The following is a 25773-nucleotide window of genomic DNA, read 5'->3' as shown; positions in this document are numbered from 1 at the left end:
GACGTCGTGGCATCGGTTCACGGGTGGTGCGGGACGGCCGTTCGGGTGCCGGGGCCGTCGCCTGCGGCGCTCACGCTCCGGGCGAAGACGAAGCCGTGGGCCTTGCGCAGGGTGGAGAGCGCTTCGATCCTCAGGGTCGCGATCTCGATCTCCTCGCCGCGTTGCTCTTCCAGGAAGTCGAGGAACGCCAGGGTCCCCAGGGAGTCGAGGACTTCGGCGGCGAACAGGTCCGTGTCCGCGTGCACGTCCGCCGTCTCGGCGCCGATCTCCTTCAGGAAAGTGATCGCGTTCGCCACGAATTCGTCTTCGGTCGGCACGGGGCCCCTCTTTCGATGGTGTCGTTTTCGATGCGGTTCGGTGCGGTGCGGTTCGGTTCGGTGTGGTGCGGTGCGGCCGGCCGGGTCCTGCCGCGGTCAGTTCACAGCGGTGCGCAGCACTGCGTAGTGCTCGTACCGGGCTCGGTGCGACACCGTCGCCTGCCCGAGGGTGTCGAAGGCGTGGAAGGTCCCGGGGAACTGGTGGAGTTCCGTGGGGACCCCGGCCGCGGTCAGCCGCCGGGCGTAGGCGGCGCCCTCGTCCCGGAGGGGGTCGTACTCCGCCGTCATGACGTACGCCGGGGGAAGTCCGGACAGGTCCGCGGCCCTCGCGGGCGCGGCGTACGCGCTGACGGAGCCGGCGCGGCCACGGCCGAGGTAGTGGTCCCACATGTGGACGCAGTTGCGGGAGTCCCAGGCCGGAGTGTCGGTGAACGCCGCCATGGACGGGGTGTCCATGCGGTCGTCCGTGACCGGGTAGAGCAGCATCTGGAAGACCGGCGCGGCCATGCCCTCTGCGCGGGAGCGCAGACACAGCGCGGCGGTGAGGGCTCCGCCGGCACTGGATCCGGCGACTGCGATCCGGGCGGTGTCGATGCCTTCCGCCGCGCCGGAACCGAGCATCCACCGGTAGACGGTCACGCAGTCGTCGAGGCCGGCGGGGTACGGGTGCTCGGGTGCGAGTCGGTAGTCGGCGGCGACCACGACGAATCCGGTCTCCCGGCTCATCTCCAGGCACCGCGGGTGCTCGAAGTCGAGATCTCCGGAGAGGAACGCGCCGCCGTGGAGGAAGAGGACGGCGGGGCGGGCCTCGGTGACGCCGGTGGGCCGGTAGATCCGGACGGGCACCCGGCCGCCGGAACCGTCCTCGATGAGCGTGTCCCGGACCCGGACCCGGGCGTCGGTCCCGTTCCACAGTCCGGCCAGTCGTGCCAGCCTGGTGCGCCGGGCTGCCTCCCGCCGCACGGCGAGGGGGTCGGTGTGGTCGATGCGCCGGTACAGCCGGGCGGTCCTTCGGAGTCCCGGGTCGATGGGGTGGGCGAGGGCCGTCGTCGCCGGGTCACCGTGCACGCGTGTCTCCCTTCGGGTGCGGCGGTCGCCGCTGGTCCGTCGTGGTTCGGGCCGCCCGGTCGGCGGGCGCCGGATGGCGCAGGACGAGGATGGTGGCCCCGTCCGGCCCGGCCTGCACGGCCGCGCCGAGGGTGCGCGGCGGCTGCCAGCCGAGCGTCTCGGGGCCGTAGGAGGCGTCCGCCGATACGACCGTGCCGGTGGCGACGTAGAGGAACTGGCCACCCTCCCCCGCCTCCGGGAGCGGCAGGGTCGCCCCGGGGCCGCAGGTGAGCCGGCTGACCCGCAGCCCGTCGCGGGAGTCGTCCAGCAGCGTGACCGCACCGTCCGTGACGGGCGCGGCCCGATCGCCGGATTCCGGGCCGACGGCCGCGCGCGCGAACGCGTCCACGTGCACGCTCCGTCCGGTGCGGCGGGGCGGCAGGAGGGCGCGGGACTCAGGCATGAACGCGGTCGTGTCGGTGGGTTCGGCCCGCAGGGTGAAGTAGCGCAGCGGCGGGTCGCCGCCGGTCAGCGGGCCGTAGACGGTGTGCGCGTCGGCGTAGTGGACCTCGAGTGCGCCGACCGGGCGGCGGCCGAACAGGGACCCCGGTGCGCCGCACAGGATCTGGAACTGGTCGACGGGGTGGAAGTGCGGCCGCAGGACGTAGTCCCGCTGCTCGACGAGGTACCCCTGGGGGCCACTCGCCGACGCGGCGCCGCCGAAGTAGTCGACGACCCTGCTGACCCGTCCCTCGAACATCACCCGCCGCCGTACCGCCTGCCGGGGGGAGACCCACTGCGGGTGCGTCACGGCTTCCTCTGCTTCCGGAGCATGTCCAGGGTGAGCGTCGCGGTCTGGACGAAGAACTTGACCTCGTTGCCGATGGCGATGCAGCGGAAGCCTTCCGCCGCGTACTGGCGTGCCGCCTTGGTGCTCTGCGCGAAGATGCCCGCGGGTTTCCCCGCGGCGGCGCAGGCCGCGAGGACCGTCCGCCGCGCCTCGTCGAATTCCGGGCCGGCCGTGCTGCCCGGCTGTCCGAGGTCCATGGCAAGGTCGCCGGTCCCGATGAAGAGCATGTCGACGCCGTCCGTGGCGGCGATCTTCTCCGCGTTGCCCACGGCCTCGCGGCTCTCGATCTGGACCACGCAGAGGACGGCGTCGTTCGCCTCCTCGAAGTACCGTGCAGAGGCGGTGAAGTACGCACTCGCGCGGATCGCGTTGACGCCGCGCGCGCCGCGGGGCGGGTAGCGGGTGTACCTCGCGGCCTCCTCCGCCTGTTCGACCCGGTTGACCTTCGGCACCATCACGCCGCCCACGCCCAGGTCGAGGGCGTGTTCGATGGCGTGGGGGTCGAGGTTCGGCACCCGGACGATCGGCGTGACGGCCGATCCGTTCAGCGCCTGGACCTGGTGGAGCACGTCGGTCCTGGTCATCGCGCCGGCCTCCATGTCGATGACGGCCCAGTCGATCCCGGTGTACGCGGCGGCCTCGGCGAGCTGTGCGTTCCCGCAGACCAGGAACAGTCCATAGGCCGGGCCGTCGGCCATCGCCGCCCGAAGGCGGCCGTCCGTCCACGGAAGCGGGGGGCCTGGTACGGGACTTGTCATCGCTGCGGTCTTCTCCTGTCTGCGGCTCCGCGATCCCGGGCCGGAATTCCCGGGCCCGGGTGGCCGCCCACTAAGAATTCGAAACCCGTTCTTCCGGTCCGGCGGCCTATCGAATGAGGCTTGGATGGTGCCATACCGCAGGAACAGCGCACCAGCGTTCAACTGCTCCCTACACCCTTCTGATTCAGGGCGCTAGGATGACCATCGATTCGATACGGAGAAAGTATCCGCCGAATCCAATCCTCCTGGTCAGAGCGGCACGAATAATCGCGTGAGCTGCCACCACCTGGCATCCGAGAGGCACAATGAATTCACCTCATCCCATGCCGATATCACCATTCGACGGAATCGACAATGCCGTTCATCTCCGTACGGCGATCTCCATGGCACCGGACTCGAACTGTCTGAACGGCGTTCTCGAATCCTGCCGCCGGCCGCTCGTCTACAGCCGCCACCACTGGCTCCTGTACAAGGGCGAGTACCAGGTCCGCGCGGGCCTGCGGGGCGCGCTCGAAGCGGTCGGGTCACGCGCTCCGCAGGAGTGGGACGACGACGAGGCGGACCTCGTGCTCACGTTGTTCGCGCTCGACCTCTCGGCGGTCGGCTTCGATGAACTCCTCGACCGGGCCGACTCGTCCGCCGTCCGGGCCACGCTGCTGGAACGCCACGAGCTGTACGCGGGGGTGCTCGATCCCGCGGAGGAGCCGCCGGCCGCACTGCTCGACCTCGCCCGCCGGGTGGCCGAGATGCGGCCGCTGGTCGCCGCGTCTCACGAGCCGTACTCGATCATCGACGGACGTGCCTGGTACCGGACGGAAGGGCTCGTGCCACGCACCGAGATCGACGCGTCCGTGCTCTCCGACGCCGTGGACGACGTACTCCGTGCCGAGTTCGGCATCCCGCCGGGCGCGTCGGCCGGTGAACGACTCCGTGAGGCCACCCGGGCGGCGATCGCCACGGACGGCGACAGCGCGGCCGTGCTCCGCGGCATCATGCGCGCCGCGCTCGACGACGCGACGCTGCGCGCCGACCACGTCACCGTGACCTGCCCGCTGGGCGACATGCTGGACCGGCCGCACGAGATGACCACGAGCGACGCCTTCTTCACGGAGACGCAGCTGCGGGACGGCATCGAGCTCGGCGACTACGCGGAGCGTCTCGGGCACGAGTCGGCCGACCAGCTCCAGCGCACGATCCGGGCCCGGATGCTCAAGCTCAAACGCGGCGCGATCCGCAGCCTGTACGGCCCCGGCTGCATGCAGGGCCAGTTCGTGGAGAAGCACGGCGGGCACATGGTGTTCCGCAACGAGGACGCCCACTATCGGGGGCACCAGAGCATCGGCTGCTCCAGCGGGGGCCGAGCCGCCTTCGCCCTGCGCTACCGGCACGACGGCGACGACCGTGAACTCACGCCCATGATCGGCGACTTCCGCGTGGTGCGGATGAGCCACGACGAGTCGGAGACCTTCACGGCCGACGACCTGCGCCACACCGTGCGCTACGGCGAGTGGATCCGAACCGTCGTGGAGGAGACGTACGCCCTGGGCGCCGTGCTGCGCGCGGACTCACCGAAGGCAGAGGCCTGACCGCCCTCCCGCCGGGATGCGTGCGGACCCTCACTCACGAATGGAATGCGATGCGGATCTGGATAGACCAGTCGAAATGCCAGAACAGCGGACTCTGCGAGGAAGAGGCACCCGAACTGTTCTCCATAGGCGAGGACTTCCTCGCCTATGTGCGACAGGGCGGTGAGGTCCTCGACCAGCCGGGCGGCGAGGCGGGTCAGGCGGAGGTTCCCGAGGACAAGGAAGAGCTGGCGGAGCTCGCCGCCAAGGCGTGCCCCGCCGGCTGCATCTACCTGGTCGGCTGACCCGCCGCCCACCTTCCCGGCGTTCGCCCTCACCCCCGTCCACGTCCCGCACCCCCGTCTTGACTTCCGCCCCCACCCCACCTCACCCCACCCGATACTCCACAACCTCACGGAGAAGAAGTGACTGTCACCACCGACCGCCCGGTCGAGCCGCAGGAGCTGTCGCACGAAGAGGCGTACGACCGTGTGCACGCCCTGGCACGCGGCTGCGCCGAGCATTCCGCGGTGCGCAACCCGTTCTACGACCTGTGGATCGGCCAGGAGCTCTCCGCCGACCAGGTGGAGATCGTCGCCAAGAACTTCTACGCCCGGGTGCGCCGTACCCCGGTCCGGATCGCCCTGGCGTTCCTCAACATGACCGACATCACGGCGCGCGCGGAGACGGTGGAGAACCTCTACGACGAGATGGGCAACGGCAACCCGTCGAAGGTCCACTCCGTCATCCTGCGCGAGTTCCTGGAGACGCTGCTCGGCCGCATCCGCGGCCACGCGGTCGACCTCGACGCGGTGGCCGCCCCGCTGCTGCCCTCGACCGTGCGGCTCATCGAGGAGAGCGAGAAGCTGTTCAACAGCCCGCATCCGCAGGAGGTCTGCGGCGCGCTGCTGGCCCAGGAGTGGCACGCGTACCCGCAGCTCGTGCAGATCTATGAGGGAGTCCGCAACTACCGTCACCTCTTCGGCTTCGAGGAGTTCCACGAGAACTGCGAGTACTTCTACCTGCACATCGGTGCCACGGAGAAGGAGCACAAGGTCCACTCGCTCTCCACGGCTGCCAAAGCATGCCGTTCGACCGAGGACATCGAGCACCTGGAGCGGGGCTTCAACGCCTACCTCGACCTGCTGGCCGACAACTGGACCGAGGTCCACCGGGAGCTCACCCGCGGCTGACCCATCGCCGGCCGCGGCACGGCCACACGACCCGCACCCGCGCCCCACGAGGCGTGGAGTGCGGGTCGTACCGCGCCACTCCTCACGCCCGAGCGACCCCGCACCCGCGCCCGGCGACGCGTCGAGTGCGGGTCGTGCCGCCCCACTCCACACGCCCGCCCGATCGCGCACCCGCGCCCGGCGACACGTCGAGTGCAGGTCGTACCGCGCCACTCCTGACGACTCCAGAGGAGCACGCCCAGAACATGACGACCGCCGACCCAGCCGCCCCGCCGCACGAGGTCCATCTCTCCGCGCTCGCCTACGAGCTGGGCGACCCCGCGGACATCGCGCTCCTCGACGACCCCGGTGTGGCGCAGCGGCTGGACGCACTCACCGCAGAGGGCCTGCGCCACTGCCGGGTGTCAGATCGGTCCGCGCCGCAACTCGGCGCAGCCAGCGCACGCGCCACCCTGGCGGCCGCCGACGGTCTCGTCCCGGGCTCCCTCGTCCTCGCCACGGAGTCACGGACCCCCTCCCCCACACAAATCCTCTGGGAGACGCTCCGGTCCGTCCCGCTCCCCCGCACCCCCGGTCTCGTCGTCGGCGGAAACGGCTGCGGCAACTTCGCGCCCGCTCTGAGGGCCGCTCGGGGTGTCCTGCTGGCAGAACGCGTCCCCGGCGTCCTGCTGACCTTCGCGGACCGCCTCACCACCCCGAGCCGCTTCATGCCCGACGGCGACACCGTGATGAGCGACAGCGCGGCCTCGTGCCTGGTCACCGCCGGGCCGCCCGGACGCCCGTCGTTCCGTGTCCTCGCCCTCGCGACCTCCGTCCAGGCCGACCTGGTCCCCGAGGAACGGGTCCTCAAGGGCGCGCGCACCATCATGAAGGCGGTACGTGAGGCGCTGAGCCGGATCAACGGAAGCATCCCCGAGCCGGAACGGGGATTCGACTGGTTCATCACCGGCAACTACAGCGGGACCACCCGCCGCTTCCTCGCCACCGCCGCCCAGATGCCGGAGGAGAAGGCGTACTCCCCCCACCACGCCGCCTACGGCCACTGCTACTCGGCGGACCAGCTGATCACGCTCGCGGCGCTGGAAGCGGAGGGCCGGCTCACCCACGGCCATCGCGTCCTGCTGCTCGCGAGCAGCGCCCGCTCGTGGTCCCTCGTGGCCCTCGAACGCGTGGACCCGGACTCGGCGTGACGTCCCGCGTGTCCCGTGAGCCCCCAGCGTGTCGTGAAGGGTGCGTGTGCGTCGCTGGGGAGCGCACGCCCGCTATGACGAAAGCGCCGGCCTCGCCACCCTCTCTGGAGCCGTCCCGGTGGATACCGTCCGGCCCCCTGCAAGGTGGTCTTGGACCACCCCCGGGTACGCCGTCGTCACCGGCGGCGCCTCCACAGGGTGCAGGCGCCGCCAGAAGTGGGAGCGGGGCTCAGCCGCGGATGATGTTCTCTGCCTGCGGGCCCTTCTGGCCCTGGGTGATGTCGAACGTCACCGTCTCGCCCTCGGTCAGTTCGCGGTATCCGTTGCCGGAGATGTTGGAGTAGTGAGCGAAGACGTCCGGTCCTCCTCCGTCCTGGGCGATGAAGCCGAAGCCCTTTTCGGAGTTGAACCACTTCACGGTGCCGCTGGCCATGCTCGTCCTTCTGGGTCAATTCAGCGGTGACCCGGTTCCGAGCCACCCCTGGCTTCCGTTTCGGATGCCCGCAGCAGTCCTCCCCGCATGCCCTCGCACTTACACGCGTTCATCGGATCTTATTCGGGCTCCGTGCGGGCGAACGGCAAGGTGCAGGGGGCTCGAGCCAGACGACTGCAGGCGGGGCGCGCCTCCACGTAGCCTCGGCGCCATCGGTGAAGGCCGCGCGATCTCTGGCCAGGACGCCCGACCAGCCCGCCCGCGGTCCAGGGCCGACCGCTTCGCCACGGGCGGTCGTGACCGCCGCGACCGCGCGTCCGTTCGCCTGGGAGCCGGCCTCGAAGAGAGCCGGGCGGAACAGCTCGCCACCCTCGGCCTGGTCTCGACGCGGTGGTGCGGCGGAACGCCCGCCACCTGGACGCCGCCATCGCCCGGCCCCGGCCTGCACCCGCTGGGTTCTGTCTCTTTGGTCAGTGTCCTGCCCAGATGAGGATGGCGGCGAGGTGGAGTGCTGCCTGGTAGGCGATGGCGAGTTGGTCGCATCGTGTGGCCAGGCCGCGCCACTGCTCGAGGCGGTTGATGCAGCGTTCGACGCTGTTCCGCTGCTTTGCGGATCTCGGCGCCGAAGCCGGGCGGGAGGCCGCCTGCGTCGTTCGCAGGTGGGGCCGGATGGCACGGGAGGAGTAGGCCCGGGTCCGCGAGCATGGCCAACGGCCGGGTTCGGGGCCTGCCGGGCCCGCTTCGTGGCACGCGGATGCGGGCCACGACCGCTTCGAAGGCGGGTGCGTCCGGCCTGGCCCGCGGTGACGGTCAGGGCCAGGGGCCGTGCACGGTCGTCGGCGACCAGGTGGACCTTGGTGCTCAGACCGCCGCGTGAGCGCCCGAGGGAGTGAGCGTCCGAGGGCGTGGTGGCGGGCTCGCTGCGGCCTTCGGCCCCTTTTTGCGTGCTCCGGCGGAATGCTGGTGGGGCGCGGACGATCGTGGAGTCGACCGAGACGGTCCAGCCGATGTCGTCACCGGCGTCCGCGGCCGCCGGCACGGCGGTCAGGATGTTCTGCCAGGTTCCGTCGACTGCCCATCTGATCAGTCGTTTGTGGGCGGTCTGGAACGGGCCGAGCTCGTCGGGCAGGTCCCGCCAGGGCGAGTTGGTGCGGTGCTTGCACATGATGGCCTCGAGCGTTCGGCGGTGATCGGCCCACCGCCGTCCACGGACCGGATCGGCCGGCATCAGCGGCTCGATCCGGCCCCACAGTCGCATCAGTGATCACTGATCGGGCAGACACATCCGATCAACTGACCAACCCATCAAAGAGGCGGGCGCTGGCCAGGAGACCCCAGCCGGCTGCTCCCGCGGGGCAGTCGGGCCCTGGTCAGATCGTGACCGGGCCGTGGGCGGTGGCGAACTCGACCGAGACCAGGCCCGGTTCCTCATCCTCGACCCAGGTGACGTCGATCTGGTCGAGGGGGTGGTCGGCCGGTTCGCCGAGGAATTCGGCGATGGAGGCGGCGTCGCCTGCGATGGAGACCCCGTGGACGGTGGTGGATGTGCGCGGGTCGGCGCTCGGGCGCTCCTCGACGGGGACCAACCACTCAAGGAAGTAGGGCAGTTGCGGGTCCTCCAGCAGTTCCAGCAGGCCGATCTGCTTCCACCTCAGGTCGAACCCGTCGGGGCGGACGCGGTGGCCCTCGGCCGAGGTGCGGCCGAGGCGGGCCTCGACCGGGGCGATGTCATCGACGGAGACCACCCAACCGAGCCAGCCGCCGCCCTCGGCGGCGCGGCGCGCGACCGCCTGGCCGAAGGGTGCGCGGTCGGCGGCGGGGTGGTCGAGTGTGGTGACGACCTCGACATAGGTGCCGCCGCTCAGCGGGAGAATGAAATTGCGGGTGCCGAATCGCGGGTGCACGCCCCCGTCGACGAACCCGGCGCCGAGGGCCGATCCGATCCACTGAACGGTCGAGACGAAGCTGTCGCGGGCCACCGCATAGGACACGTGATCAAGTCGCACTACGCCATCATCACCCGACAACCCGTACAAATCCTGACGCCACGCCCGCCGCCCCGGTCGTGTCCGCCGTGAATTCAGCAGTGGAACGGATCGATCACCGTCATCCCGGCGGGGAGAGGCCCAGTCGAAGCCAGGCGGCAGCGCTGCCGCCTCGTCGAGGCCCACGACCCGCTCGGTCAGCCGCTGCGGGGCGAGCGCTGCTGCCACAGGATTTCGATCCGGCATGCAGCACCATGCACACCACACTTCCAAGAGGCAGGCTCCAGGCCGTTTCCTTCGGATCATCTGATCGTTGGTTGATGTGTGTCATTGACTGATGCCCAGTGGGCACGAGCGAGCCGTTGCTGCCGGATCGAACTCCGAAGCGGGGCGGGCGGTGGCGTGATCACCGGCAGGTGATGGATGCGCTCGCGTTCAAGTACCGCACCGGGAGGCCGTGGATGGACCTGCCCGAGCACTTCGGCTCGTGGAAGGGAGCCCACAACCGTCTGCGGAAGTGGTCCGCCGACGGCACCTGGGAGCGTGTGTTCACCACCCTGCTCGCCCAGGCCGACACTGAAGGGCGACCTCGACTGGGTCGTCGCGGTCGACTCCACCGTCGTCCGCGCCCACCAGCACGCCGCCGGGATAAGTCAAAGGGGGCCCCGGCCGGCGAGCCGGACGACCATGCCCTCGGACAGTCCCGGGGTGGGCTGACCACGAAGATCCACCTCGCCGCCGACGGCCGCTGTCGCCCGCTGGCCTTCGTCATCACGCCCGGACAGGCAGGTGACGCACCAGCGTTCCCCGAGGTCATGACCCGCTTACGGGTGCCCCGGCGGAATGGCCGCCCTAGGATCACGCCGGACGTGGTCCTGGCCGACAAGGCCTACTCGTCCCGCGCGATCCGCTAACATCTGCGCCGACGCGGAATCAGGGCCGTGATCCCGCAGCCCGCCGACCAGGCCGCCAATCGCAAACGCCTCGGCAGCCGCGGCGGCAGGCCACCTGCCTTCGACCGGGACGCCTACAAACAGCGCAACACGGTCGAGCGCTGCATCAACAGACTCAAGCAGTGGCGCGGCCTGACCACTCGATATGACAAGACCGCCACCATCTACCTGGCGGCACTCCATCTCGCAGGCATCTTCATCTGGTCTGCGCGCTGACTCGCAGCCGCCTTTGGCAGAGAATGATCTCGTGCTTCCTCCTCGACTGCTGTGGTGCGATCCTCGGCCCATCCCCCGGTTCAACCGTCAGGAACCGGTGACACTGATCGTCCGGGACCCCGGTTTCTACGAGCCGACTGACGAGGACGGCTGCACGGTGTTCTCGTACTTCTGCCAGACGCATGACCGCTTCTACCAGAGCGAGGCTTGCGGGGAGGGACCGCATCTCGTGGCTCTGCACTGTGAAGAGCACGGGTCCGAAAAAATGTGGCCACAGCCACTCACACTCATGTTCCCTGAAGGTTTCAATCCTCCGCTCAGCGAGGCGCAACTCAACTGGCTGCAGGCAGAGTGGGATGCCGCCTAAGCATGATCTGAAAGAGACGCCCTAAGGGGTGTCCCGTAAGTGGTTCCGTGGTCGGTGGGCTTCAGAGGAAGACCAGCGGGACGCTCTTCTCGATGCAGAGCCGCAGGATGCCCGCCAGCTGGCGGGCATCCTTGATGTGCTGCTGGAGGAGCTGGTCGCCGCCCTCCCGCGCCCACTGGTCGCTGATCGCCTCCAGCCGGACCAGAATCGACGCGCACTCGCCAGGCGAGAGGTCGTCACCGCTGTCATCCGGATGATCGAGGAGTGGCTCCAGAGCGGTGGACACCTCGCTCCATGGACGCTCGCCGCCGAAGCCCCACATCTCAGACAGGACGAGCCCCTCGGCCTCGGCCAGACGCCGCCGGAACGTGGCAAAGCCGCTGTAGGACCAGGAGACATCCGGACTGCTGTTGTCTCCGTCGCCCGGGAAAAGAACCAGGCCCATGTGCCCTCCCTGCTTGCCGAGCACACAGGATCGAGGACATGGGGCAGCGTCGGCAACTGGGATGATCCTGGTGTGGCTGGCGTGATCACGGCGTCGGAGCCGTCCTGGATAGCACCGTTCTCCGGGCTGAGCCCGCGCGCCTTCGGGAAGCTGGTGACGGTGCTGCGTCGCGCAGGTGCGGACTCGGTCCGCAAGGGCCGGCCGTGGAGCCTTCCACTGGAGGACCGGGCCCTGCTGGTCACTGCGTACTGGCGAACGAACCTGACCATGCGGCAGCTCGCCCCGCTGTTCGGGATCTCGAAGTCGGCAGCGGACCGCATCATCGACCATCTCGCGCCGATGCTCGCGCTCCAGCCCCGCAAGCGATTCGCCAACGACGCCGTGCTCATCGTGGACGGCACCCTGGTCCCTACCCGTGACCACTCCATCGCCGAGCGGTCGAAGAACTATCGGTACTCCACCAACCACCAGGTCGTCATCGACGCCCACACCCGCCTGGTCGTTGTGGTCGGCCGGCCGCTCGCCGGGAACCGCAACGACTGCAAGGCGTGGGAGGAGTCCGGCGCCAAGGCCGCAGTCGGCAAGACCCTCACGGTCGCCGACGGCGGCTACCCAGGCACCGGACTCGTCATCCCTCACCGCCGCAAGCGCGGCCAGACCGAACTCCGCGGCTGGAAAGAGGAACACAACAAGTCCCACAAGCAGGTCCGGGCCCGCGTCGAGCACGTCTTCGCCCGCATAAAGAACTGGAAGATCCTCCGCGACTGCCGCCTCAAGGGCGACGGCGTCCACCACGCCATGCTCGGCATCGCCCGGATGCCCAACCTCGCCCTCGCCGGCTAGATCAGCTGGCCGTACGGCGGTCAGCCCTGCCCGAGGCGATCCGAAGATCATTTACGGGACAACCCTTAGGCGACTCGCACGTGAGCGAGCCGGACGAGAACGACGACCTCCTGCAGTGCCTGTGGTTTCCGGGGCGCTATGGGGAGCGACTGGCAGCGATGGCAACTCCGCATTGCCGCACGCGGAGCGGCCCTGTGCCGTGGCTGCCGGTGTCAGTGGGAACCGGTTTGAAGCGGGCGCGGGAGCGGAGATGAGGGGGTTCCTCAGCATCGCGGAGGCCTTGGGTGGTGACCCAGAACACGGCGGCCAGGGCCAGTGGCGTGCTCTGGCCCATCCCGAGGACTGTGTAGCCGGCGGCCGCGGTGAGGGCGGCGAGCCAGGTGGTGGGGCCGCCGCCGATGCGGGGCACGACGTGTTCGGCGAGCAGTGAGCCGGCGATCGACGCGGCCGCGGGAACGGCGATGAGCAAGCCGTAGCTCGACATGGCCAGTCGGTACGGCCCGGTGATCAGCAGGACGAGGAGCCCGCCGGTGGCCGCACCGAAGAAGTTGATTGCTGCCGACATGAATGCGACTCGGCGCAGCAGGTCGTGGCGCCAGAAGTGGGTCCATCCGCAGCGGATGTCCTGGGCCATGGTGGTCGGGTTCGAGCGGCGGTGCTCGTATCCCTTGCTGGTGGGACGCAGCGCGGGCAGCAGCGGGGCCGCCAGGCCGGCGAGGGCCAACGCGGCCGCGCCGGTGCAGAAGGCCGCCGATGCCGCCAGCGCGAACAACGCCGCACCGGCCGGCGGACCGATGAACGTGTTGATGACGGACTGCGTAGCGAACAGCCTGCCGTTGGCGCGCTCCAGCTTCTCGCGGGTCAGGAGGCGGGGCGGGCCGGAGCGTCGGTGACGGGTCGCCTGGCCTGGAAGAACGGGCCCCGTGGCCTTGCGATCCCGGTCGCGGCCGGGAGCGCAAGGCCAGTCTGAGGGCGGAGCGAGTTGGCACCGGAGCCCCCGCCCGGACACCGGGTCACACGTATCCCGCCAGTGACTTCCAGGGCTTCGCGGCGACCGACGTGTCAGCCGGTGGTCTTCCCGGTTACGCAGGGCCAGGCGAAGGACGCCTTGCAGGGCGCGCTGGCGTAGTGCCCTACCAGGGGCGACGCCGCACGGATGGTGAGGAAGTCGTGGGTGGAAGGTCCCAAGGCGTCGGTCACATACTTGGACCCCTGCTTGATGGTCAGGTCCACTGCTGTGATGTCCACCCGGGGGCGGAAGCCGTCACGCTCCCGCGCTTGCGCGTGCAGGTCGTCGCCATCTAGATATCCAATGATCTTCCAGTGGAACTTGCCGCCCAGGAAGCCGTACTCCTGCTGGTTGACGTACCAGACGTTCGGCCACCTGTTGTCCAAGGCTTCGACTTGGGACAGCCTCACCGTGCTCTGCAGATCGAGGATGGGTCCCCCAAGGGGCCAGACGGCGATGGAGTGGCACTTGTCGCGCGCCGGCTCCCTGCGCACCTGCATGAACGTGCCAGATGGTCCCGCCCACCCGTTGCCTTGCTCGACCAAATGCCGTGCCATCTCATTGGCAAGCGAATCCCTGATCCAGTCGTCGTTCCCCACTTAACCGCCTCCCTCGGTCGAATCGTCACTCCACTCTGCCAGTACGTCACTGCCGCGGATCTCAACTGCAGGAAGCTACCGCAGGGTTACTTGACCGAGGTCGCGACGATCCTGACGGTCATGCCGGAGACCGCAAGACACGTTGGCCTCATCGTGCGTCAGCCAGTCGCCGCCAGGCTCGCGGGGCATCCGCATGCCGAAGTCCGCCGCGCGGTCGCACCCGGCGAGGCGACGTCACCAGTCGTGCCGGCGGCGCTGGCCACCGGCGAGGGGGCTGCCTCGCGCCCAGGGATATCTAGTCTGCGAGCGCCCGAGGAAACGCCATTCGTACGTGCGCCGCAGTGCCCATGCCTCGGCTGCGATCTGCTGCCCGGCGCCTCGTGCGACGGCTCCCACGAGTTCACCGTGCACGACATGCGGCGGATGGCGCTGGGGAACCCGGCCACCCCCACCAAAGCAGTCGTCCGCTTCCCCGACCATCCTTCAGTGCTACCGCGCTGGGCACTCGCCGCACGTCCCGAACCAACCTCGGAGGTGTACGCGAAGGCGGCGGCGTCCCGGCGCCGAAATCCGGTCGGCTGACCGGGCAGGGCCGGTCAGCCGACCGGAGGCGGATCGTTGCGGTGCTTCATCGTGCACGCGTCATCGAAGGCCATCAGGCCGATCACGCCACAACTCCTCGCCCCACACACCATGACTGCAGGGCCGAGCGCCACCAACGACATCACTCACTGATCTGAGTGTGGGCCGGTCCCGAGTCGTAGCGGTCGAGAAACTCGTTCGCCGGGAGGTCGAGCGCATGCAGTTTGGAGAACACCTCCGTGCCCGTTCCCACTTCTTCGTCGCCGTCGCAGATCCGGTATGCCTGGACCATGTCGAGGACTTCGAAGTCACTCTCCCCGGCGTACTCGGCCGACTCCCGCTCGGCCAGTTCAACGGCCTCGCCGAGGGACCGGGCCCTGAACAGCACGACGCGCTCCTCGTAGGGCCGATTTTCCCAACTCGCCCACCTATAGAAGGTTCTGGCGCTGTACCACGCCTTCGGCTCTTGCTTCATCGCCAACCCGTCGTCCCCTTCACGCCGAACCGTGATCGTCGCAAAGGAAGATCCGCTTTCGCAACAGCCCTAGTACAGATCTCCGCCCCGTTCGACGGCATGGCGAAGAGTTCGAGCGGAAGCTCCTCGAACGAGCACTACCTGCGCCCCCCAATGACTGGCGGCGCCCACGAGCTCGTAGGGACCAGGATTCTGGGGCCGACACGCGTTGAGAACGCTCCCAGAACCTGCGGCACCGACGCAGGGCTCACGGAGCTGTGGGCGCTGCTGGACGGCGCCCGGGGCCAATCCTCAGTTGTATTCGAACCAGGCCAGAATGGCCTTTACGCGCCGATTGTCCTCGTCGGGAGGCATGCCGAGCTTCACGAAAACGTTCGCCACATGCTTACTCACGGCAGCGCCGGAAAGAAACAGCTCCGTCGCGATTTCTGCGTTGGAGTGCCCTTCGGCCATGTGGGCGAGCACTTCCCTTTCCCGAGCGGTGAGCCGGGCAAGCGGCCCCTGTGGCGAGTCCGCGCGGGTGACGTGGCGAACAACCTCGGGGTCGATCACGACGCCACCTGCGGAGACCGTCTCGACAGCTCGCAGGAAGTCGGCGACTCTGCCCACTTTCTCCTTGAGCAGGTATCCGACGGCTCCGTCGGCACCCGGGCCGTTCAGAAGCTCCCTCACATAGGGGCCCGTGACGTAGGCGGAGAGAACCAACACCGGCAGGTCCCGGTGACGGGAGCGCAGATCGATCGCGGCACGCAGTCCGTCGTCGGTGTTCCTGGGGGGCATGCGGACATCCGTGATCACCATGTTCGGGGCGGCTCCGGCACGCACCAGCTCGTCGACCGCGGCAACCAGTTCGTCGGCGTCCTCGCATTCGCGGATGACATCATGAGCGTGGGAGGTCAAGATTTCCCGGATGCCGGCCCTTATCAGCACGCTGTCATCTGCCAGAACAATTCTCATGACCCCCCTCCCCGGGGAACGTCCTGATTCAATTTATCACCATGGGGGTTGACTGGGAGCGGACGCCACAACCAGCGTCCCGCCACCCGGTGGGCTGATGATTTCGAGATTCCCGCCGACACTTCGCATTCGCTCGCGCAGTCCGGCGAGCCCGGAGCCCGTGTCGATTCTCGCACCGCCGACACCATCGTCATGCACACGCACGTGTACGTCTGTCGTGGCGCATCGTAGGTCGATCCGAGCGATTCCCACACCTGCGTGTTTCGAGATGTTCGTCAGGGCTTCGGACACCGTGAAGTATACGGCGGTCGCAGTCGGTGACGAAAGCTGGGTGTCATCGCCGGTGCTGGTCAATTCAACCCGCAAAGGTGATCGCGCGGCCAGCTCTCGGACGGCGGCGATGAGACCGAGGTCGCTCAGTTCACGGGGATGGATGTCGCGCACCGTGTCCCTCAGCCGTTCGAGTGCACGCTCCGCGTGAGCCTGGGCCTGCCGCGCCAGCCGCACGATTCGTTCCCGGTCGGCGGCTGCGCCTGCGGCCGTGGCTTCCAACATCCCGAGACGCATGACGACGGCGACGAGTTCCTGTTGGGCGCCGTCGTGCAGATCGCGTTCGATGCGCTGTCGCTCGAATTCGAAGGCCGCTGTCAGCGAAGCGCGACTGGTCCGGAGCTCCTCCAGTTTCGCGAGAAGATCCGGGTCCCGGCTTCTGGAGAAGGCGCGCAGGAGAAAGTCGCGAAGAAATGATGTGCCGGTCAGTACGGTAGTGGTGACCGCGCCGAGAACGATGCCTGCGGGCATCGCCAGGAGGGTTTCCCCAACGGATTCAGGGGTGAATGGACCGACCTGCGCAGCGATACCGAAGAGCCAGAAGACGGGGGAGAACACCAACGCGGCAGCGCCGATGAATCCGAAGAAGGCCACCAGCAGTGACAGTGCGGACAGGAGCACGACGGTCACGAAAACCGGGAGGTCGGTGCGCCACATCGACCGTGAACGCAGCCGGAGTACCACCCACTGGGCCCAGCTGTGGTCAGAGGGTTTCAGGGGCATCGTCTCGACGCCGCACCACCGGGCTCTCGAACGGTCCGTCTCCGCCACCACCGGGGCCGAGACCGGCGCGACGAGAATGGAAAGCAGCAGAATCGGAAAAGCCATTGCCGCGATGCATTCCGTCAGCACCCTCCGGGCAATACGAATCTGCGCCATGCCCGCCATTGTCGCATACTGCGGATCGCGCAAAAGGTAGACCTAGGTCTACCTTCAAGCAGAGCAGACACCCGTGTGGCTCCCGCCGCGCCCTGCTTAGCTCGATGCATGCCTATCTCAGCTGCCGCTTCCGTGCCATGCATCCGTTTGCGCGGCCTACATATGGACTTCCCCGTCCCGGGTCGTCGACGCGAGACGACGCGCGTCCTGCACGATATCGACCTGGACATTCCCGAAGGCCGGCTGACCGCCATCGTCGGCCCCTCCGGGTCGGGCAAGTCGACGCTTCTGCTCTGCATGGCTGGTCTGGAGCAAGCGACCGCGGGTTCCATCGAGGTCCTGGGAACGGATGTCCTGTCGCTCCCCCCTCGCAAGCAGGCCGCATTCCGCAGTGAGAACGTCGGATTCATCTTCCAGGAGTACAACCTCGTCAGCTCGCTGACGGTCGAGGACAACATCGCCCTGCCGGCGCGACTCGCCGGCCATCGGGTACCCAGGTCGAGGGTCGGCGACGCCATGTCGAGGCTCGGTATCGCCCAGCACGCGCGGCGGCGCCCCGACCGGCTCTCCGGAGGGGAACGCCAGCGCGTCGCGGTGGCCCGGGTCGTCGCGAATCAGCCGCGGATCGTCTTCGCCGACGAGCCGACCGGCGCGCTCGACCTCAAGTCGGGTCACGTCGTGCTCGATTGGCTGCAGGCACTTCCCGCGCAGGGAACCACGGTCCTCATGGTCACACACGATCCTCATGCGGCCGCACGTGCTGACCAGGTCGTGGTGCTGGGGTCCGGGCGAGTGCACGCCGTCATTCCTGGTGGCGACTCCCACGCGGTGAGCGATGCCGTCCTCGCGGCGCAGTCGGAGGACGAAGCGGGTGAGCAGGCGTCGTGATGCGACTTGTCCTGTCGGACATTCGGATGCAGGCGTCCATGTGGTTGTGGACGTTCCTGTGCGCAGTGGTCGGTGCGGCATGCTCAGCGGGCTCGGTCATCGCCATGTTCACCGCCGTCTCGGCAGCGCGGGCGGCGGGTGATGCGCGGATGGTCTCCGCGTCGATCGCACTCGGCGGCAACATCGTCTTCTTCACCGTGCTTGCCGCCGTGGGCATCGTCGCATCCACCGTCGGACTGACCTTGACGACCCAGCGACGCGATCACGCCCTGTGGGCGATCCTCGGGATCCCGCGCAATCGCATCAGATCCATTCTGCGCACGGAACTGATCGTGCTCGGCACTGCAGCCGGCGCGCTGGCAGTACCGCTGGCCCCTCTTGTCGCGAGCACCGCCCTCTCACAGTGGACGACCACGGGACTCGACCTGCACGGAGCCACGGCCGGATTCCAGCTCTGGCACGTCGGGGCGAGCGTGCTGTCCGGAGTGGTTCCGTGTCTGCTCGGCGGCTGGGGAGTCACGCGCCGCGCCGCCAAGACACCGGAGATGCGCGCGTTCCGAGACCTCTCTGATCCACCGGCGCGGCCCGGCGTCACGCGCAGCGTTCTCGCCCTCTGCCTCCTCGCCGGTGTGGTCGGGATGTGGATTCCCGGGCTGGGACTCGAACTCGAAGGCGGGATCGCACAGCGGACGGCCTTCGCTTTCGCCGGCGACCTCTTTCTCATCTGCCTGTTGCTGCTGATGGGGCCGTGGGTGCTCACACCTCTGATGAGGTTCTGGACCGCACTCCTGCCCTCGCGCGGTGTCGCCTGGCACCTTGCCGTGCAATCGTGCCGCACCCGCGCGGCGAGAAGCGTCGCCACGGTGCTGCCCTTCGCCCTCTCCTTGTCGTTCGTCGGACTCTTCATGGTCATGGGGAACGTCATGCCCGGAAGCGCCGCCGGGCTGGACGATGTCCTGGTCGTGCTGGGCTGGGTCTTCGTCGTGTCCTGGGTCGGCGGCCTTGCTGTGATCGCTCTGGTCGGGCGGGAACGCACACGTGATTCCGCCATCGTGGCGGTCGCCGGTGCGCGACCGGGCGTGGTCACCCGATCGACGATCTATGAGGGAGTGATCTACGCGGGGACGGCGATCATCTTCGGTGCGATCTCCATCGCGGTGACGAGTGCCACTATCGCCGTGGGCGCCAAGATCAGCGTCGTCCGGGTTCTGGACGGCCTCCCCTGGGCGACTCTCGGCGTGCTCGCCGGCGTGACGCTTGTGACCACCTGCCTCGCTCTGGCTCTCCAAGCCGCCCGTGTGTCGCGCACGGTCGCAGCCCGGGCTCTGCGCTCGTGAAGCAGGGCGACGTCCGTACCTGTCGCCGCGACAGCAGAATCCCCCGCCCGTTATTCAGGTTGCCTGCTGACGCCACGGAACGAACTCGCCACCGATGCGATCGCGCCCTTTGAACCAACCACCATCATGAACGGCATGCGTCACCTGCATGTCCAGAATTACGAAGGAATGAATCAATGGGAACAAGGCCTCACGCTGTGCTCGCCCTCGGGGGCGTCGCGATCCTCGCTGTCGCAGCAACGGGATGCAGCCCGGACGGTACCCCGGCGAACACAGTCGTGGAATCGAAAATGTTTGATTTCAGTGGGGACAGCCTGACCGTGAAGTCCGACTCCGCCGACCTGGAACTCGTAGCCGCCGATGTCAAGGGCGTTCGGGTGACGCGGCAGGTCAGCGGTACGAAAGTAGGCGGCGAAATAGAATCCGGATGGAAGCTCGAAGGGGGCGTTCTCACGCTCTCGCTGGACTGCACGGGCCTCTCCGTCAGCTGCGGTGCGAAGTACACCGTGAAGGTACCGCGCGACGTCGCGATCACTGCCGAGAACGACAAGGGTCTTGTTGAAGCCACGGGCTTCACCGCAGATTTCTCGGCCAAGGCCGACGACATGCGGTTGTCGGAACTCAGCGGGCCCCATCTGGATCTGGAAGGCCGCGACGGAACCATCGAAGGCGACAGGATCTCCGCAAGGTCGGTCACCGTCGCCTCACGGAACGGCGACAACGAGCTGAACTTCGTCTCCGCACCTGACCTCGTCGATGTGCGAAGCCAGGACGGCGACGTTCGGCTCGGCCTGCCGGAGGCGACGTACGCAGTCGACACGGCCGCCAAGAAGGGCGACATCACAATGGATGTCATGAAAGACGACACAAGTGACCATGCCGTGAGGATTCACACCCGTAACGGAGACATCGTCATCGGCAAGAGGGAGGCACCTTGATGGCTGTACCGTAAATGACCCCTGGGGCGGTGCCAGTGAGCCTGCTTCATCCTGCATAGTTGCAGGTCAGCAGCGTGTGGACAGCCTGGATGACGGTGCTGATGCGGCGGGTGGAGCATCTGGCTCGTCGTAGCAGCCGCCAGGACTTCATCTGGGTGATGGAATCCCCAGGTTGACCGGTCCCTGGCGGCCAATCGCCGAGACTGTTCGCGCTTGCTCCGCAACCCGTGGCCGGAGGACCCGGCTGCCGCCGAGCCGACCCGGCGGCTCAACACGCCCAACCGGGGAGCGCCACGGGCGGCCCGGGGTCAGCCGCCACCCGAGCCGGCCGAGGCCGAACCGCCTGAAGTCCAGCCGGAGTTGGGCTGCGGCCGATCGCGCGTGCTGCGCTCGGTGCGCAGCTCCACCACGACCCCAGCCGGGCCGAGCAGGGCCTTCAGCGCGTCGGCGAGCCGCTGCGGGTCGCCGCCGAACGGGAGCGCGAGCCGCTCCCGGACGCCCCGCAGGACGAGTTCCAGCGCGAGCGTGGAGACGGCCGGCTTGTAGTCCCCCTGGTACGGCTCCACCACCTTGTGCGTCAGCCGCACCTCGCGCAGGGTCTTGATGGGCAGCCAGTCGTCCGGCCCGGCGGCCCGGACCAACCGCAGAGACGCGGGCACCCCGGCCGGCGCGAACTCCACCCGCAGGATGTCCCGGGCCCGGGAAAGGGCCAGCGCCAGCCAGCCGATCAGGTACTCCAGCCCGGCGATCACCCCCACCACCACGAACACGGTCGACGCCCGCGCCCCGGCCAGCGCCATCCAGAAGGCGACGAGCAGGGTCGGCACGCCCAGAGCGATCGGAGTGAACAGCGCCGGCCCCGCCGAGGTCAGCGCGTTCCGCGTCGGCCCGGCCGGGCCGACGCGCAGGACCAGATCCGTCGAGTCGGGGCCCTGCCTCAGCAAGGGATCGGTGGCCATGCTTCCAGCGTAGGACCGGTCCGCAAGAGCGCCTCGACCATATCCGGCCGATGGGGCACGACTTCTGACGGCCGTAGCCCACAGCCGGCGGGCGCGGCGGGCTCCCAAGGCTCGAACCACGGATCGGGCCACTGGGCGGCGGCCATCAGCGGGTAGAGGGTGGCGCCGTCCAGGCTCTCGCGGATGATGTCGGCGTGGCCGCCGTGGCGTGCGGTCTCCTCGATCAGGTGCAGCAGCACCCACCGCACCGACCACTCCTCGACGTCGGCGGGGAACCACGGCACACCCCGGGGGACGGGAACGCCCTGGCCGAGGTCAGCGATGCCGGAGAACGGCCTCGTCGGTCTCCCCGGTCGCCAGCTCGTAGTCGGCCGACAGCCCGGCTAGGGTCTCGCCGGGCGCGGGCTGGAACTCGTCGTCGTCCGACTCGTCGGCCGCCCGCTGCAGGGCGCCGGAGCGCCGCAAGGCGAGGGCCGTCCAGCCACGCTCGCAGCGCGCGGCGTGCTTGATCAGTTCGGCAATGCTCAGCCTACTGGCGGAGGGAGTGGCCCGGCCCTGCTCCTCGGTCAGGCCGTACGCGGGGATGCGCAGCAACTGCCGCTACCTGTCGAGGAAGGCGAGCCGCGCAGGACCCGCCCGAAGTACGCGTCGGCGTCGGCGGGCTCCATGTCCCATGGCGGTCGGCCGAACCACGTGCGGATCTACTCCAGTTTGCCGACGTCCCCTCGGATGGTGCCGTCTGCCAGCCCTGCCGAGGCCCGCACCCGCACGAAGCCGAGAGCACGTCCGTCTCGAACGCCTCCAGTTGCTCATTCGAAACCGGTGCCCTGAAGTCACGCAGATCCCGTACAGCGGCCAGCGCCAACCCGAGCCCCCTCAGCTTCACCCAGAAAGTGGAACCATCGTTAAAGCTGGGATTACTTCATGAATCATGAACTTCCTTCACTGGGACCCGAGCCACGGAGGGAGGGGTGAACCCCCTGGCCAGCAGGCTGGACTCTCTTCGGGGATCAGTGGAACTCACGGGATGTCGCACAGTAGGCGCACAGCCTGTCGCGCGCCTACCACCGGCTCAGCAGGTTCATGGATGGCTGTCACTCCTCCCTGACAGGGGTGAGTCTGCCGGCGGTGGTGCGTAAGTCGGGCATGCCCAGGTGGACGGTGGACGGTTGCGCTGCACGCTCGTGCATGGCCTCCAGCTTCTGCGCTGCGGCGGCCATGGTGGTCTCGATGGCGGCCACCTCGCCAAGCCAGCCCTGGTCCCGGGCCTCCTGGAGGCGGTCGACGAGGTTGGCGTGGATCTCCTGGAGACGTGGCATCTGGGCCGGGTCCACGAGCAGTAGGGGACATCTGACGCAGGCGTTTTCATGCTGGCACGGGGTCGCGTAATCGCGACCGCAGGTTCCCAGGGCGACCTTGCGGAGTTCGAAGTGAGCCAGGAACTCGTCCCACTCGGTAGCGGTGAGCTCGCGGTACTCCTCGCTGGGCCGCTCAGTTCGGCGGCGGGCGATGAAGGCCCGGTGATGGGAGATCACGTCCTCCGGGTAGATCGCGGCATAGCCCATGGTCGTATCCAGAGTGGCGTGCCCGCAGATCTTCGCGGCGATGTGCGGGGGCAGTCCGGAGCGGATGGCGTCGGTCACGAAGATCCTTCTGAAGTCGTGGGGACGCCATTCGAGCGGGTCGCCGGCCACGGCGATCTGGGCGGACTGCGAGGTCGTGACTAGGCACTCGCGGATGTAGCTGCGGGTCAGCGGCCGGTCCTCGGTTCCGTACCGGCGTTGGAACAGGAACGGCATGGGCGGGCTCCAGGTCTGCTCGAACACGTCGTAGGCCGACACCAGCGGCAGGGCGGCGTTCCCGGCCCGGACCCGGAAGATCACTGCGGTCAGCACCTCCGCCAGCTCCGGGGAGACCAGCAGCAGGCGCTCCGCATCGGTCTTGGACGGGGCGACCTGCAGCATCGGCACCACGTCGCCGGTGGTGGGCAGGCTGTAGGCGATGAAGCTGTGGTGGGTGAGCTCCAGCATCTCCTCGATCCGGATGCCGGTGTGCCGCAGCACCTCCACCGTCGCCCAGGACCAGAACGCCGCCTCCTCCTCGTGGGTCAGGTTCCGCCGCCTGCCGGCGGCCCCACCTCGTTGACGTAGACGCGGCGGGCCTGCCCGGACCCGCAGCGCTCGAACTCCTCCCCGGCGACGAGGAACCGTCCACCGGCCGGCATCGCGCGAGCTGCGGTGATGCGGGCCTCGGCGTTCTTGCGCTGCCGGTCGACGGCGCGGAGCAGGGCGGGCAGTAGCGGCAGTCTCTGCCAGGCTGCTGCGCAAGGAGTACGACACGCACATGCGCCGGTACCTGTGGGGCGGACACTTCTGGTCCGGCACCTACTTCGCCGGAAGCTGCGGCGGCGCACCCCTGACCATGGTCAAGCAGTACATCGAGAACCAGAAACGGCCCGTCTGACCACCACTTCGGAGGCGCAACGAACTCCGGCGCTTCGCGCCTCCAGGTCAAGGATGCGCCCCACCCCCGCCCTCAAGGGCGGAGCACTGCGCAAGATCATTGGTAGACACCGACGGCCGAAATCCCACCGACGACGACCGGGGCGGGACAGCCGTGAGCACATCCATGGTCAAGACCGCCAGTTACGCAGACTCGATGAACTACAGAACTGGAGCCAGGACCCGTCCTCTTGGACAGTGCCACACCCGCACCCGCACCCGCACCCGCACCCGCACGGCATGGTGGCCCAGAACGTCGGTCAGTGCTTCAGGTCGAGGACGATCAGTCGCATGATGTCCGTGCCGGCGTATGTGACGAACACTCCTGCGCCGGTGGCCATGGCATCGGGCACGACGGCCTTCTCCGGCAGGGGGGTGGCGACGCCCGTGGTGGCCGAGACGGAGACCGGGGTCAGGGGCGGTTCCTCACCCGCGGTGCCGTAGGCGGTGCCGTCGTCTCCGACGGTCCTGAGGGTGATCTTTTTGGCGTCCTCGCCGCTGTCGGTGCAGGTGCCCTTGCCGGTCTTCAGGTCGAAGACATTGCCGCCCTTGACCAGGAAGCGGTCGTTGGGAGACAGGGCAGGCTTCACTCCGGCCCCGTTCCCCGGGCCCGGGATGCGGATCGCGTACTCGGTGTCCTCGGTCCGGCACGGGGCAGTGGACCGGACGGCGCCCGTCGACAGGTCGTGGACGGCGGAGAGGTCGTCGCCCTCGGTGAGCCAGTTGGCGATCACGTAGTTGCCGGCGGCGCCGGCGATACGGCCGTTGGGCGTCTCCGTCATGCCCGAGCCCACGCTCTCCTCCTTGCGGACGGCCTCCACACCGGGCGGAGCGACGCGCGTGCTCTGCCAGCCGCCTGCGGCGCCGAAGCCGCCGTCGTCCCCGAAGCGATCGTCGCCGTTCGTCACCAGCCCCTTCGCGCTCGGAAACGACATCAGGTAGTCGGGGTCCGCCGACTCACCGTTGAGGGTGACCTTCGCGTCGCTGGTGTCGCTGACCTTGCCGTCGACGGACACCAGGATGTTGTCCCCGCCGTACGAGGTGACGACCAGGCCCCCCGGTCCCGGCAGGACGCTGGGCCGGTCGAAGTCGCCGTCCGGGGCCTCCGCGTTCCCCGTGCCGACCGGGGCCAGGTCCTTGCCCCAGGCGTCGGCCGGGTAGAACGCGACGGCGACGACCTCCTTGTACTCATGCAGCTCGTCCTTGCGCGCCTCACCTCGCGCCCACACCGCGTAGTACTCGCGGTCCTGACCGGAGATCAGGGCGATCTGCGGGACCGCCAGCGCGCCGGACTGCTCGTCCGCCTGGTCCTCGGTGAGTTTGGGGCCCTGCCACGGCTTGCTCGTCGACAGCACCTTCCCGGAGGCCGCCTCGCGTACGTTCAGGACGTAACCCTGCTCTGTCTTGTCGAGAAAGGCGACCGTGCCGGCTTTCCGCGAGACCGCATAGGGCAGCGGCTGCCCCTGAGGGAGCCACTCGGCCTGGACCTCCCAGCCTTTGGCCGCGTCAAAGGCGGCGGGGGCGGCGATCCTGCTCGTCAGCGCAGCGCCGCCCGTGCTCCCGGTGCCACCCCCGCCCGACACGTCGCCACCGGTCGCGTCGCTGTCCGAAGAGCAAGCGGAAAGGGTGCACAGCAGCGCCCCCGCCAGCAGTATGGACGTCCCCGCCGTGCGGATTCTCATGGTCGGACCCCCGAGTCCCTGTGCGCCATGGAGGGGGCGACCAATCGTCGTCCCCCGACAGACGATCTGTAAACGATCAAGCAGAGGGGGGAGCCTAGCAGCGCGCTGTGGGCGAGGGGCGATGCCGTCGTGAAGGACCGGAGCGTGCTCCGGCCTGAGTCTTCAGGTCTCCCGGCAGGTCCCGTTCCGGGGTTTCGCTGCGCGCGCAGAGAGCCAGAGCGGAGCGATAGGCCGTGGGCGCGCCACCGCCCAACTCCCCCGGCGACATGTCGGCTCCTGCTCCCTCTCCATGCCGTGTCCGGACAACAGACCGGCCGTCGCGCCGTTCGGTGAGCTACCGAGGGCGTCGCTTGAGCATGCGGTGCAGACGGGGCCATCCCTGCGGGCGGGGGAGCACGTACCGATCGTCGGAGGCTGGTCTAAGGTGGCGAGGCCGACCACGCGTACCGGCCCGGATAACGGCCTCCTGCTCGCC

The 25773-nt window shown here is 68.7% G+C and carries 29 protein-coding genes and 3 pseudogenes; 13 read left to right on the top strand and 19 right to left on the bottom strand.

The window, feature by feature from the left end; genetic code table 11:
• Window positions 1-17 precede the first annotated feature (17 nt).
• From OG259_RS40485 to OG259_RS40470, 4 genes are all read right to left on the bottom strand, one after another.
• Window positions 18-317, bottom strand: coding sequence for a phosphopantetheine-binding protein (locus tag OG259_RS40485; protein WP_328946826.1), 300 nt, complete (start codon window positions 315-317; stop codon window positions 18-20).
• A 96-nt stretch (window positions 318-413) separates the two neighbouring features.
• Window positions 414-1385 (bottom strand): alpha/beta hydrolase, encoded by a 972-nt coding sequence (locus OG259_RS40480; protein ID WP_328946825.1) that lies wholly within the window; start codon window positions 1383-1385, stop codon window positions 414-416.
• Window positions 1375-2175 (bottom strand): hypothetical protein, encoded by an 801-nt coding sequence (locus OG259_RS40475; RefSeq protein ID WP_328946824.1) that lies wholly within the window; start codon window positions 2173-2175, stop codon window positions 1375-1377. The genes OG259_RS40480 and OG259_RS40475 overlap by 11 nt, the downstream gene beginning before the upstream one ends.
• A complete protein-coding gene (locus OG259_RS40470; RefSeq protein WP_328946823.1) occupies window positions 2172-2972 on the bottom strand; it encodes an HpcH/HpaI aldolase family protein in 801 nt (266 codons plus the stop codon). Before OG259_RS40470 ends, OG259_RS40475 begins: the two co-directional genes overlap by 4 nt.
• Before the next feature lie 383 nt (window positions 2973-3355).
• Here OG259_RS40470 and OG259_RS40465 point away from each other — a divergent pair, with 383 nt between their 5' ends.
• From OG259_RS40465 to OG259_RS40450, 4 genes are all read left to right on the top strand, one after another.
• On the top strand, window positions 3356-4558 hold the full coding sequence (locus OG259_RS40465) for a hypothetical protein (RefSeq protein ID WP_328946822.1): 1203 nt from the start codon (window positions 3356-3358) through the stop codon (window positions 4556-4558).
• A 50-nt stretch (window positions 4559-4608) separates the two neighbouring features.
• Window positions 4609-4842 carry a ferredoxin gene (locus OG259_RS40460; protein ID WP_328946821.1) on the top strand — a complete coding sequence of 78 codons (234 nt, stop codon included), beginning with the start codon at window positions 4609-4611 and terminating at the stop codon, window positions 4840-4842.
• 120 nt (window positions 4843-4962) lie between these two features.
• On the top strand, window positions 4963-5730 hold the full coding sequence (locus OG259_RS40455) for an iron-containing redox enzyme family protein (protein WP_328946820.1): 768 nt from the start codon (window positions 4963-4965) through the stop codon (window positions 5728-5730).
• Between the two features lie 245 nt (window positions 5731-5975).
• Window positions 5976-6920: a 3-oxoacyl-[acyl-carrier-protein] synthase III C-terminal domain-containing protein gene (locus OG259_RS40450; protein ID WP_328946819.1), complete on the top strand. Its 945-nt coding sequence runs from the start codon at window positions 5976-5978 to the stop codon at window positions 6918-6920.
• A gap of 229 nt (window positions 6921-7149) precedes the next feature.
• Here the strand turns inward: OG259_RS40450 and OG259_RS40445 are convergent, their stop codons facing one another.
• From OG259_RS40445 to OG259_RS40435, 3 genes and pseudogenes are all read right to left on the bottom strand, one after another.
• Window positions 7150-7353 carry a cold-shock protein gene (locus tag OG259_RS40445; protein ID WP_147981444.1) on the bottom strand — a complete coding sequence of 68 codons (204 nt, stop codon included), beginning with the start codon at window positions 7351-7353 and terminating at the stop codon, window positions 7150-7152.
• A 470-nt stretch (window positions 7354-7823) separates the two neighbouring features.
• Window positions 7824-8611: pseudogene (locus OG259_RS40440) on the bottom strand (IS5 family transposase).
• 112 nt (window positions 8612-8723) lie between these two features.
• On the bottom strand, window positions 8724-9566 hold the full coding sequence (locus OG259_RS40435) for a VOC family protein (protein ID WP_328946818.1): 843 nt from the start codon (window positions 9564-9566) through the stop codon (window positions 8724-8726).
• A gap of 116 nt (window positions 9567-9682) precedes the next feature.
• Here OG259_RS40435 and OG259_RS40430 point away from each other — a divergent pair, with 116 nt between their 5' ends.
• From OG259_RS40430 to OG259_RS40425, 3 genes are all read left to right on the top strand, one after another.
• Entirely contained in the window at window positions 9683-10252 is a 570-nt protein-coding gene (locus tag OG259_RS40430) for an IS5 family transposase (protein ID WP_443052098.1), read from the top strand.
• 27 nt (window positions 10253-10279) lie between these two features.
• Complete coding sequence (locus OG259_RS41915; RefSeq protein WP_443052097.1) at window positions 10280-10507, top strand: hypothetical protein; 228 nt, start codon at window positions 10280-10282, stop codon at window positions 10505-10507.
• Between the two features lie 97 nt (window positions 10508-10604).
• The gene (locus OG259_RS40425) at window positions 10605-10874 is read left to right on the top strand and encodes a hypothetical protein (protein WP_328946817.1); all 270 of its coding nucleotides are present in this window, start codon (window positions 10605-10607) and stop codon (window positions 10872-10874) included.
• A 61-nt stretch (window positions 10875-10935) separates the two neighbouring features.
• Here OG259_RS40425 and OG259_RS40420 read toward each other — a convergent pair whose 3' ends face one another.
• On the bottom strand, window positions 10936-11319 hold the full coding sequence (locus OG259_RS40420; protein ID WP_328946816.1) for a hypothetical protein: 384 nt from the start codon (window positions 11317-11319) through the stop codon (window positions 10936-10938).
• 72 nt (window positions 11320-11391) lie between these two features.
• Between OG259_RS40420 and OG259_RS40415 the strand changes: the two genes are divergently transcribed.
• Window positions 11392-12162: a transposase gene (locus OG259_RS40415; protein WP_328946815.1), complete on the top strand. Its 771-nt coding sequence runs from the start codon at window positions 11392-11394 to the stop codon at window positions 12160-12162.
• A 136-nt stretch (window positions 12163-12298) separates the two neighbouring features.
• On the opposite strand, the gene OG259_RS40410 is transcribed toward OG259_RS40415, so the two are convergent.
• Together OG259_RS40410 and OG259_RS40405 are read right to left on the bottom strand one after the other, a co-directional pair.
• A complete protein-coding gene (locus OG259_RS40410; RefSeq protein WP_328946814.1) occupies window positions 12299-13171 on the bottom strand; it encodes an MFS transporter in 873 nt (290 codons plus the stop codon).
• Window positions 13172-13224: 53 nt separating this feature from the next.
• Window positions 13225-13770, bottom strand: coding sequence for a hypothetical protein (locus OG259_RS40405; protein WP_328946813.1), 546 nt, complete (start codon window positions 13768-13770; stop codon window positions 13225-13227).
• A 90-nt stretch (window positions 13771-13860) separates the two neighbouring features.
• On the opposite strand from OG259_RS40405, the gene OG259_RS40400 reads away from it, so the two are divergent.
• On the top strand, window positions 13861-14352 hold the full coding sequence (locus OG259_RS40400; protein WP_328946812.1) for a hypothetical protein: 492 nt from the start codon (window positions 13861-13863) through the stop codon (window positions 14350-14352).
• A gap of 142 nt (window positions 14353-14494) precedes the next feature.
• Here the strand turns inward: OG259_RS40400 and OG259_RS40395 are convergent, their stop codons facing one another.
• The 3 genes from OG259_RS40395 to OG259_RS40385 all read right to left on the bottom strand — a co-directional run bounded on the left by OG259_RS40395 (window position 14495) and on the right by OG259_RS40385 (window position 16993).
• The gene (locus OG259_RS40395) at window positions 14495-14833 is read right to left on the bottom strand and encodes a DUF4288 domain-containing protein (protein ID WP_328946811.1); all 339 of its coding nucleotides are present in this window, start codon (window positions 14831-14833) and stop codon (window positions 14495-14497) included.
• 285 nt (window positions 14834-15118) lie between these two features.
• Complete coding sequence (locus OG259_RS40390) at window positions 15119-15784, bottom strand: response regulator transcription factor (RefSeq protein WP_328946810.1); 666 nt, start codon at window positions 15782-15784, stop codon at window positions 15119-15121.
• Window positions 15785-15820: 36 nt separating this feature from the next.
• The gene (locus tag OG259_RS40385) at window positions 15821-16993 is read right to left on the bottom strand and encodes a sensor histidine kinase (protein ID WP_328946809.1); all 1173 of its coding nucleotides are present in this window, start codon (window positions 16991-16993) and stop codon (window positions 15821-15823) included.
• 162 nt (window positions 16994-17155) lie between these two features.
• On the opposite strand from OG259_RS40385, the gene OG259_RS40380 reads away from it, so the two are divergent.
• From OG259_RS40380 to OG259_RS40370, 3 genes are all read left to right on the top strand, one after another.
• Window positions 17156-17881 carry an ABC transporter ATP-binding protein gene (locus tag OG259_RS40380; protein WP_328946808.1) on the top strand — a complete coding sequence of 242 codons (726 nt, stop codon included), beginning with the start codon at window positions 17156-17158 and terminating at the stop codon, window positions 17879-17881.
• Window positions 17881-19218 (top strand): ABC transporter permease, encoded by a 1338-nt coding sequence (locus OG259_RS40375; RefSeq protein ID WP_328946807.1) that lies wholly within the window; start codon window positions 17881-17883, stop codon window positions 19216-19218. The genes OG259_RS40380 and OG259_RS40375 overlap by 1 nt, the downstream gene beginning before the upstream one ends.
• Before the next feature lie 290 nt (window positions 19219-19508).
• On the top strand, window positions 19509-20156 hold the full coding sequence (locus OG259_RS40370) for a DUF4097 family beta strand repeat-containing protein (protein ID WP_328946806.1): 648 nt from the start codon (window positions 19509-19511) through the stop codon (window positions 20154-20156).
• Between the two features lie 46 nt (window positions 20157-20202).
• Here OG259_RS40370 and OG259_RS40365 read toward each other — a convergent pair.
• From OG259_RS40365 to OG259_RS40345, 5 genes and pseudogenes are all read right to left on the bottom strand, one after another.
• A pseudogene (locus OG259_RS40365) lies at window positions 20203-20319 on the bottom strand (IS5/IS1182 family transposase); the annotation flags it as partial.
• Window positions 20320-20464: 145 nt separating this feature from the next.
• A complete protein-coding gene (locus OG259_RS40360; RefSeq protein ID WP_328946805.1) occupies window positions 20465-21115 on the bottom strand; it encodes a hypothetical protein in 651 nt (216 codons plus the stop codon).
• Complete coding sequence (locus OG259_RS40355) at window positions 21094-21399, bottom strand: mycothiol transferase (RefSeq protein ID WP_328946804.1); 306 nt, start codon at window positions 21397-21399, stop codon at window positions 21094-21096. Before OG259_RS40355 ends, OG259_RS40360 begins: the two co-directional genes overlap by 22 nt.
• Before the next feature lie 31 nt (window positions 21400-21430).
• Window positions 21431-21709, bottom strand: coding sequence for a mycothiol transferase (locus OG259_RS40350; RefSeq protein ID WP_328946803.1), 279 nt, complete (start codon window positions 21707-21709; stop codon window positions 21431-21433).
• Between the two features lie 500 nt (window positions 21710-22209).
• Window positions 22210-23178 (bottom strand): site-specific integrase, encoded by a 969-nt coding sequence (locus OG259_RS40345; protein WP_328946802.1) that lies wholly within the window; start codon window positions 23176-23178, stop codon window positions 22210-22212.
• 241 nt (window positions 23179-23419) lie between these two features.
• Between OG259_RS40345 and OG259_RS40340 the strand changes: the two are divergent.
• Window positions 23420-23578, top strand: a pseudogene (locus OG259_RS40340) (transposase); the annotation flags it as partial.
• Between the two features lie 298 nt (window positions 23579-23876).
• Here OG259_RS40340 and OG259_RS40335 read toward each other — a convergent pair.
• A complete protein-coding gene (locus tag OG259_RS40335; RefSeq protein WP_328946800.1) occupies window positions 23877-25298 on the bottom strand; it encodes a hypothetical protein in 1422 nt (473 codons plus the stop codon).
• Window positions 25299-25773: the final 475 nt, after the last annotated feature.

Source organism: Streptomyces sp. NBC_00250 (genome assembly GCF_036192275.1).
In the GTDB taxonomy this organism is placed as follows: domain Bacteria; phylum Actinomycetota; class Actinomycetes; order Streptomycetales; family Streptomycetaceae; genus Streptomyces.
The sequence above is the reverse complement of the archived record's forward strand: the minus strand, read 5'-3'. Positions and strand labels throughout refer to the sequence as shown.

Excerpts from the sequence above, each read along its gene's own strand:
- OG259_RS40390 (WP_328946810.1), bottom strand. The coding sequence starts at position 15,784 with ATGAGAATTGTTCTGGCAGATGACAGCGTGCTGATAAGGGCCGGCATC.
- OG259_RS40380 (WP_328946808.1), top strand. The coding sequence starts at position 17,156 with ATGGACTTCCCCGTCCCGGGTCGTCGACGCGAGACGACGCGCGTCCTG.
- OG259_RS40420 (WP_328946816.1), bottom strand. The coding sequence starts at position 11,319 with ATGGGCCTGGTTCTTTTCCCGGGCGACGGAGACAACAGCAGTCCGGAT.
- OG259_RS40450 (WP_328946819.1), top strand. The coding sequence starts at position 5,976 with ATGACGACCGCCGACCCAGCCGCCCCGCCGCACGAGGTCCATCTCTCC.
- OG259_RS40445 (WP_147981444.1), bottom strand. The coding sequence starts at position 7,353 with ATGGCCAGCGGCACCGTGAAGTGGTTCAACTCCGAAAAGGGCTTCGGC.
- OG259_RS40470 (WP_328946823.1), bottom strand. The coding sequence starts at position 2,972 with ATGACAAGTCCCGTACCAGGCCCCCCGCTTCCGTGGACGGACGGCCGC.
- OG259_RS40375 (WP_328946807.1), top strand. The coding sequence starts at position 17,881 with ATGCGACTTGTCCTGTCGGACATTCGGATGCAGGCGTCCATGTGGTTG.
- OG259_RS40370 (WP_328946806.1), top strand. The coding sequence starts at position 19,509 with ATGTTTGATTTCAGTGGGGACAGCCTGACCGTGAAGTCCGACTCCGCC.
- OG259_RS40385 (WP_328946809.1), bottom strand. The coding sequence starts at position 16,993 with ATGGCGCAGATTCGTATTGCCCGGAGGGTGCTGACGGAATGCATCGCG.
- OG259_RS40460 (WP_328946821.1), top strand. The coding sequence starts at position 4,609 with ATGCGGATCTGGATAGACCAGTCGAAATGCCAGAACAGCGGACTCTGC.
- OG259_RS40360 (WP_328946805.1), bottom strand. The coding sequence starts at position 21,115 with ATGGCCACCGATCCCTTGCTGAGGCAGGGCCCCGACTCGACGGATCTG.
- OG259_RS40335 (WP_328946800.1), bottom strand. The coding sequence starts at position 25,298 with ATGAGAATCCGCACGGCGGGGACGTCCATACTGCTGGCGGGGGCGCTG.
- OG259_RS40465 (WP_328946822.1), top strand. The coding sequence starts at position 3,356 with ATGGCACCGGACTCGAACTGTCTGAACGGCGTTCTCGAATCCTGCCGC.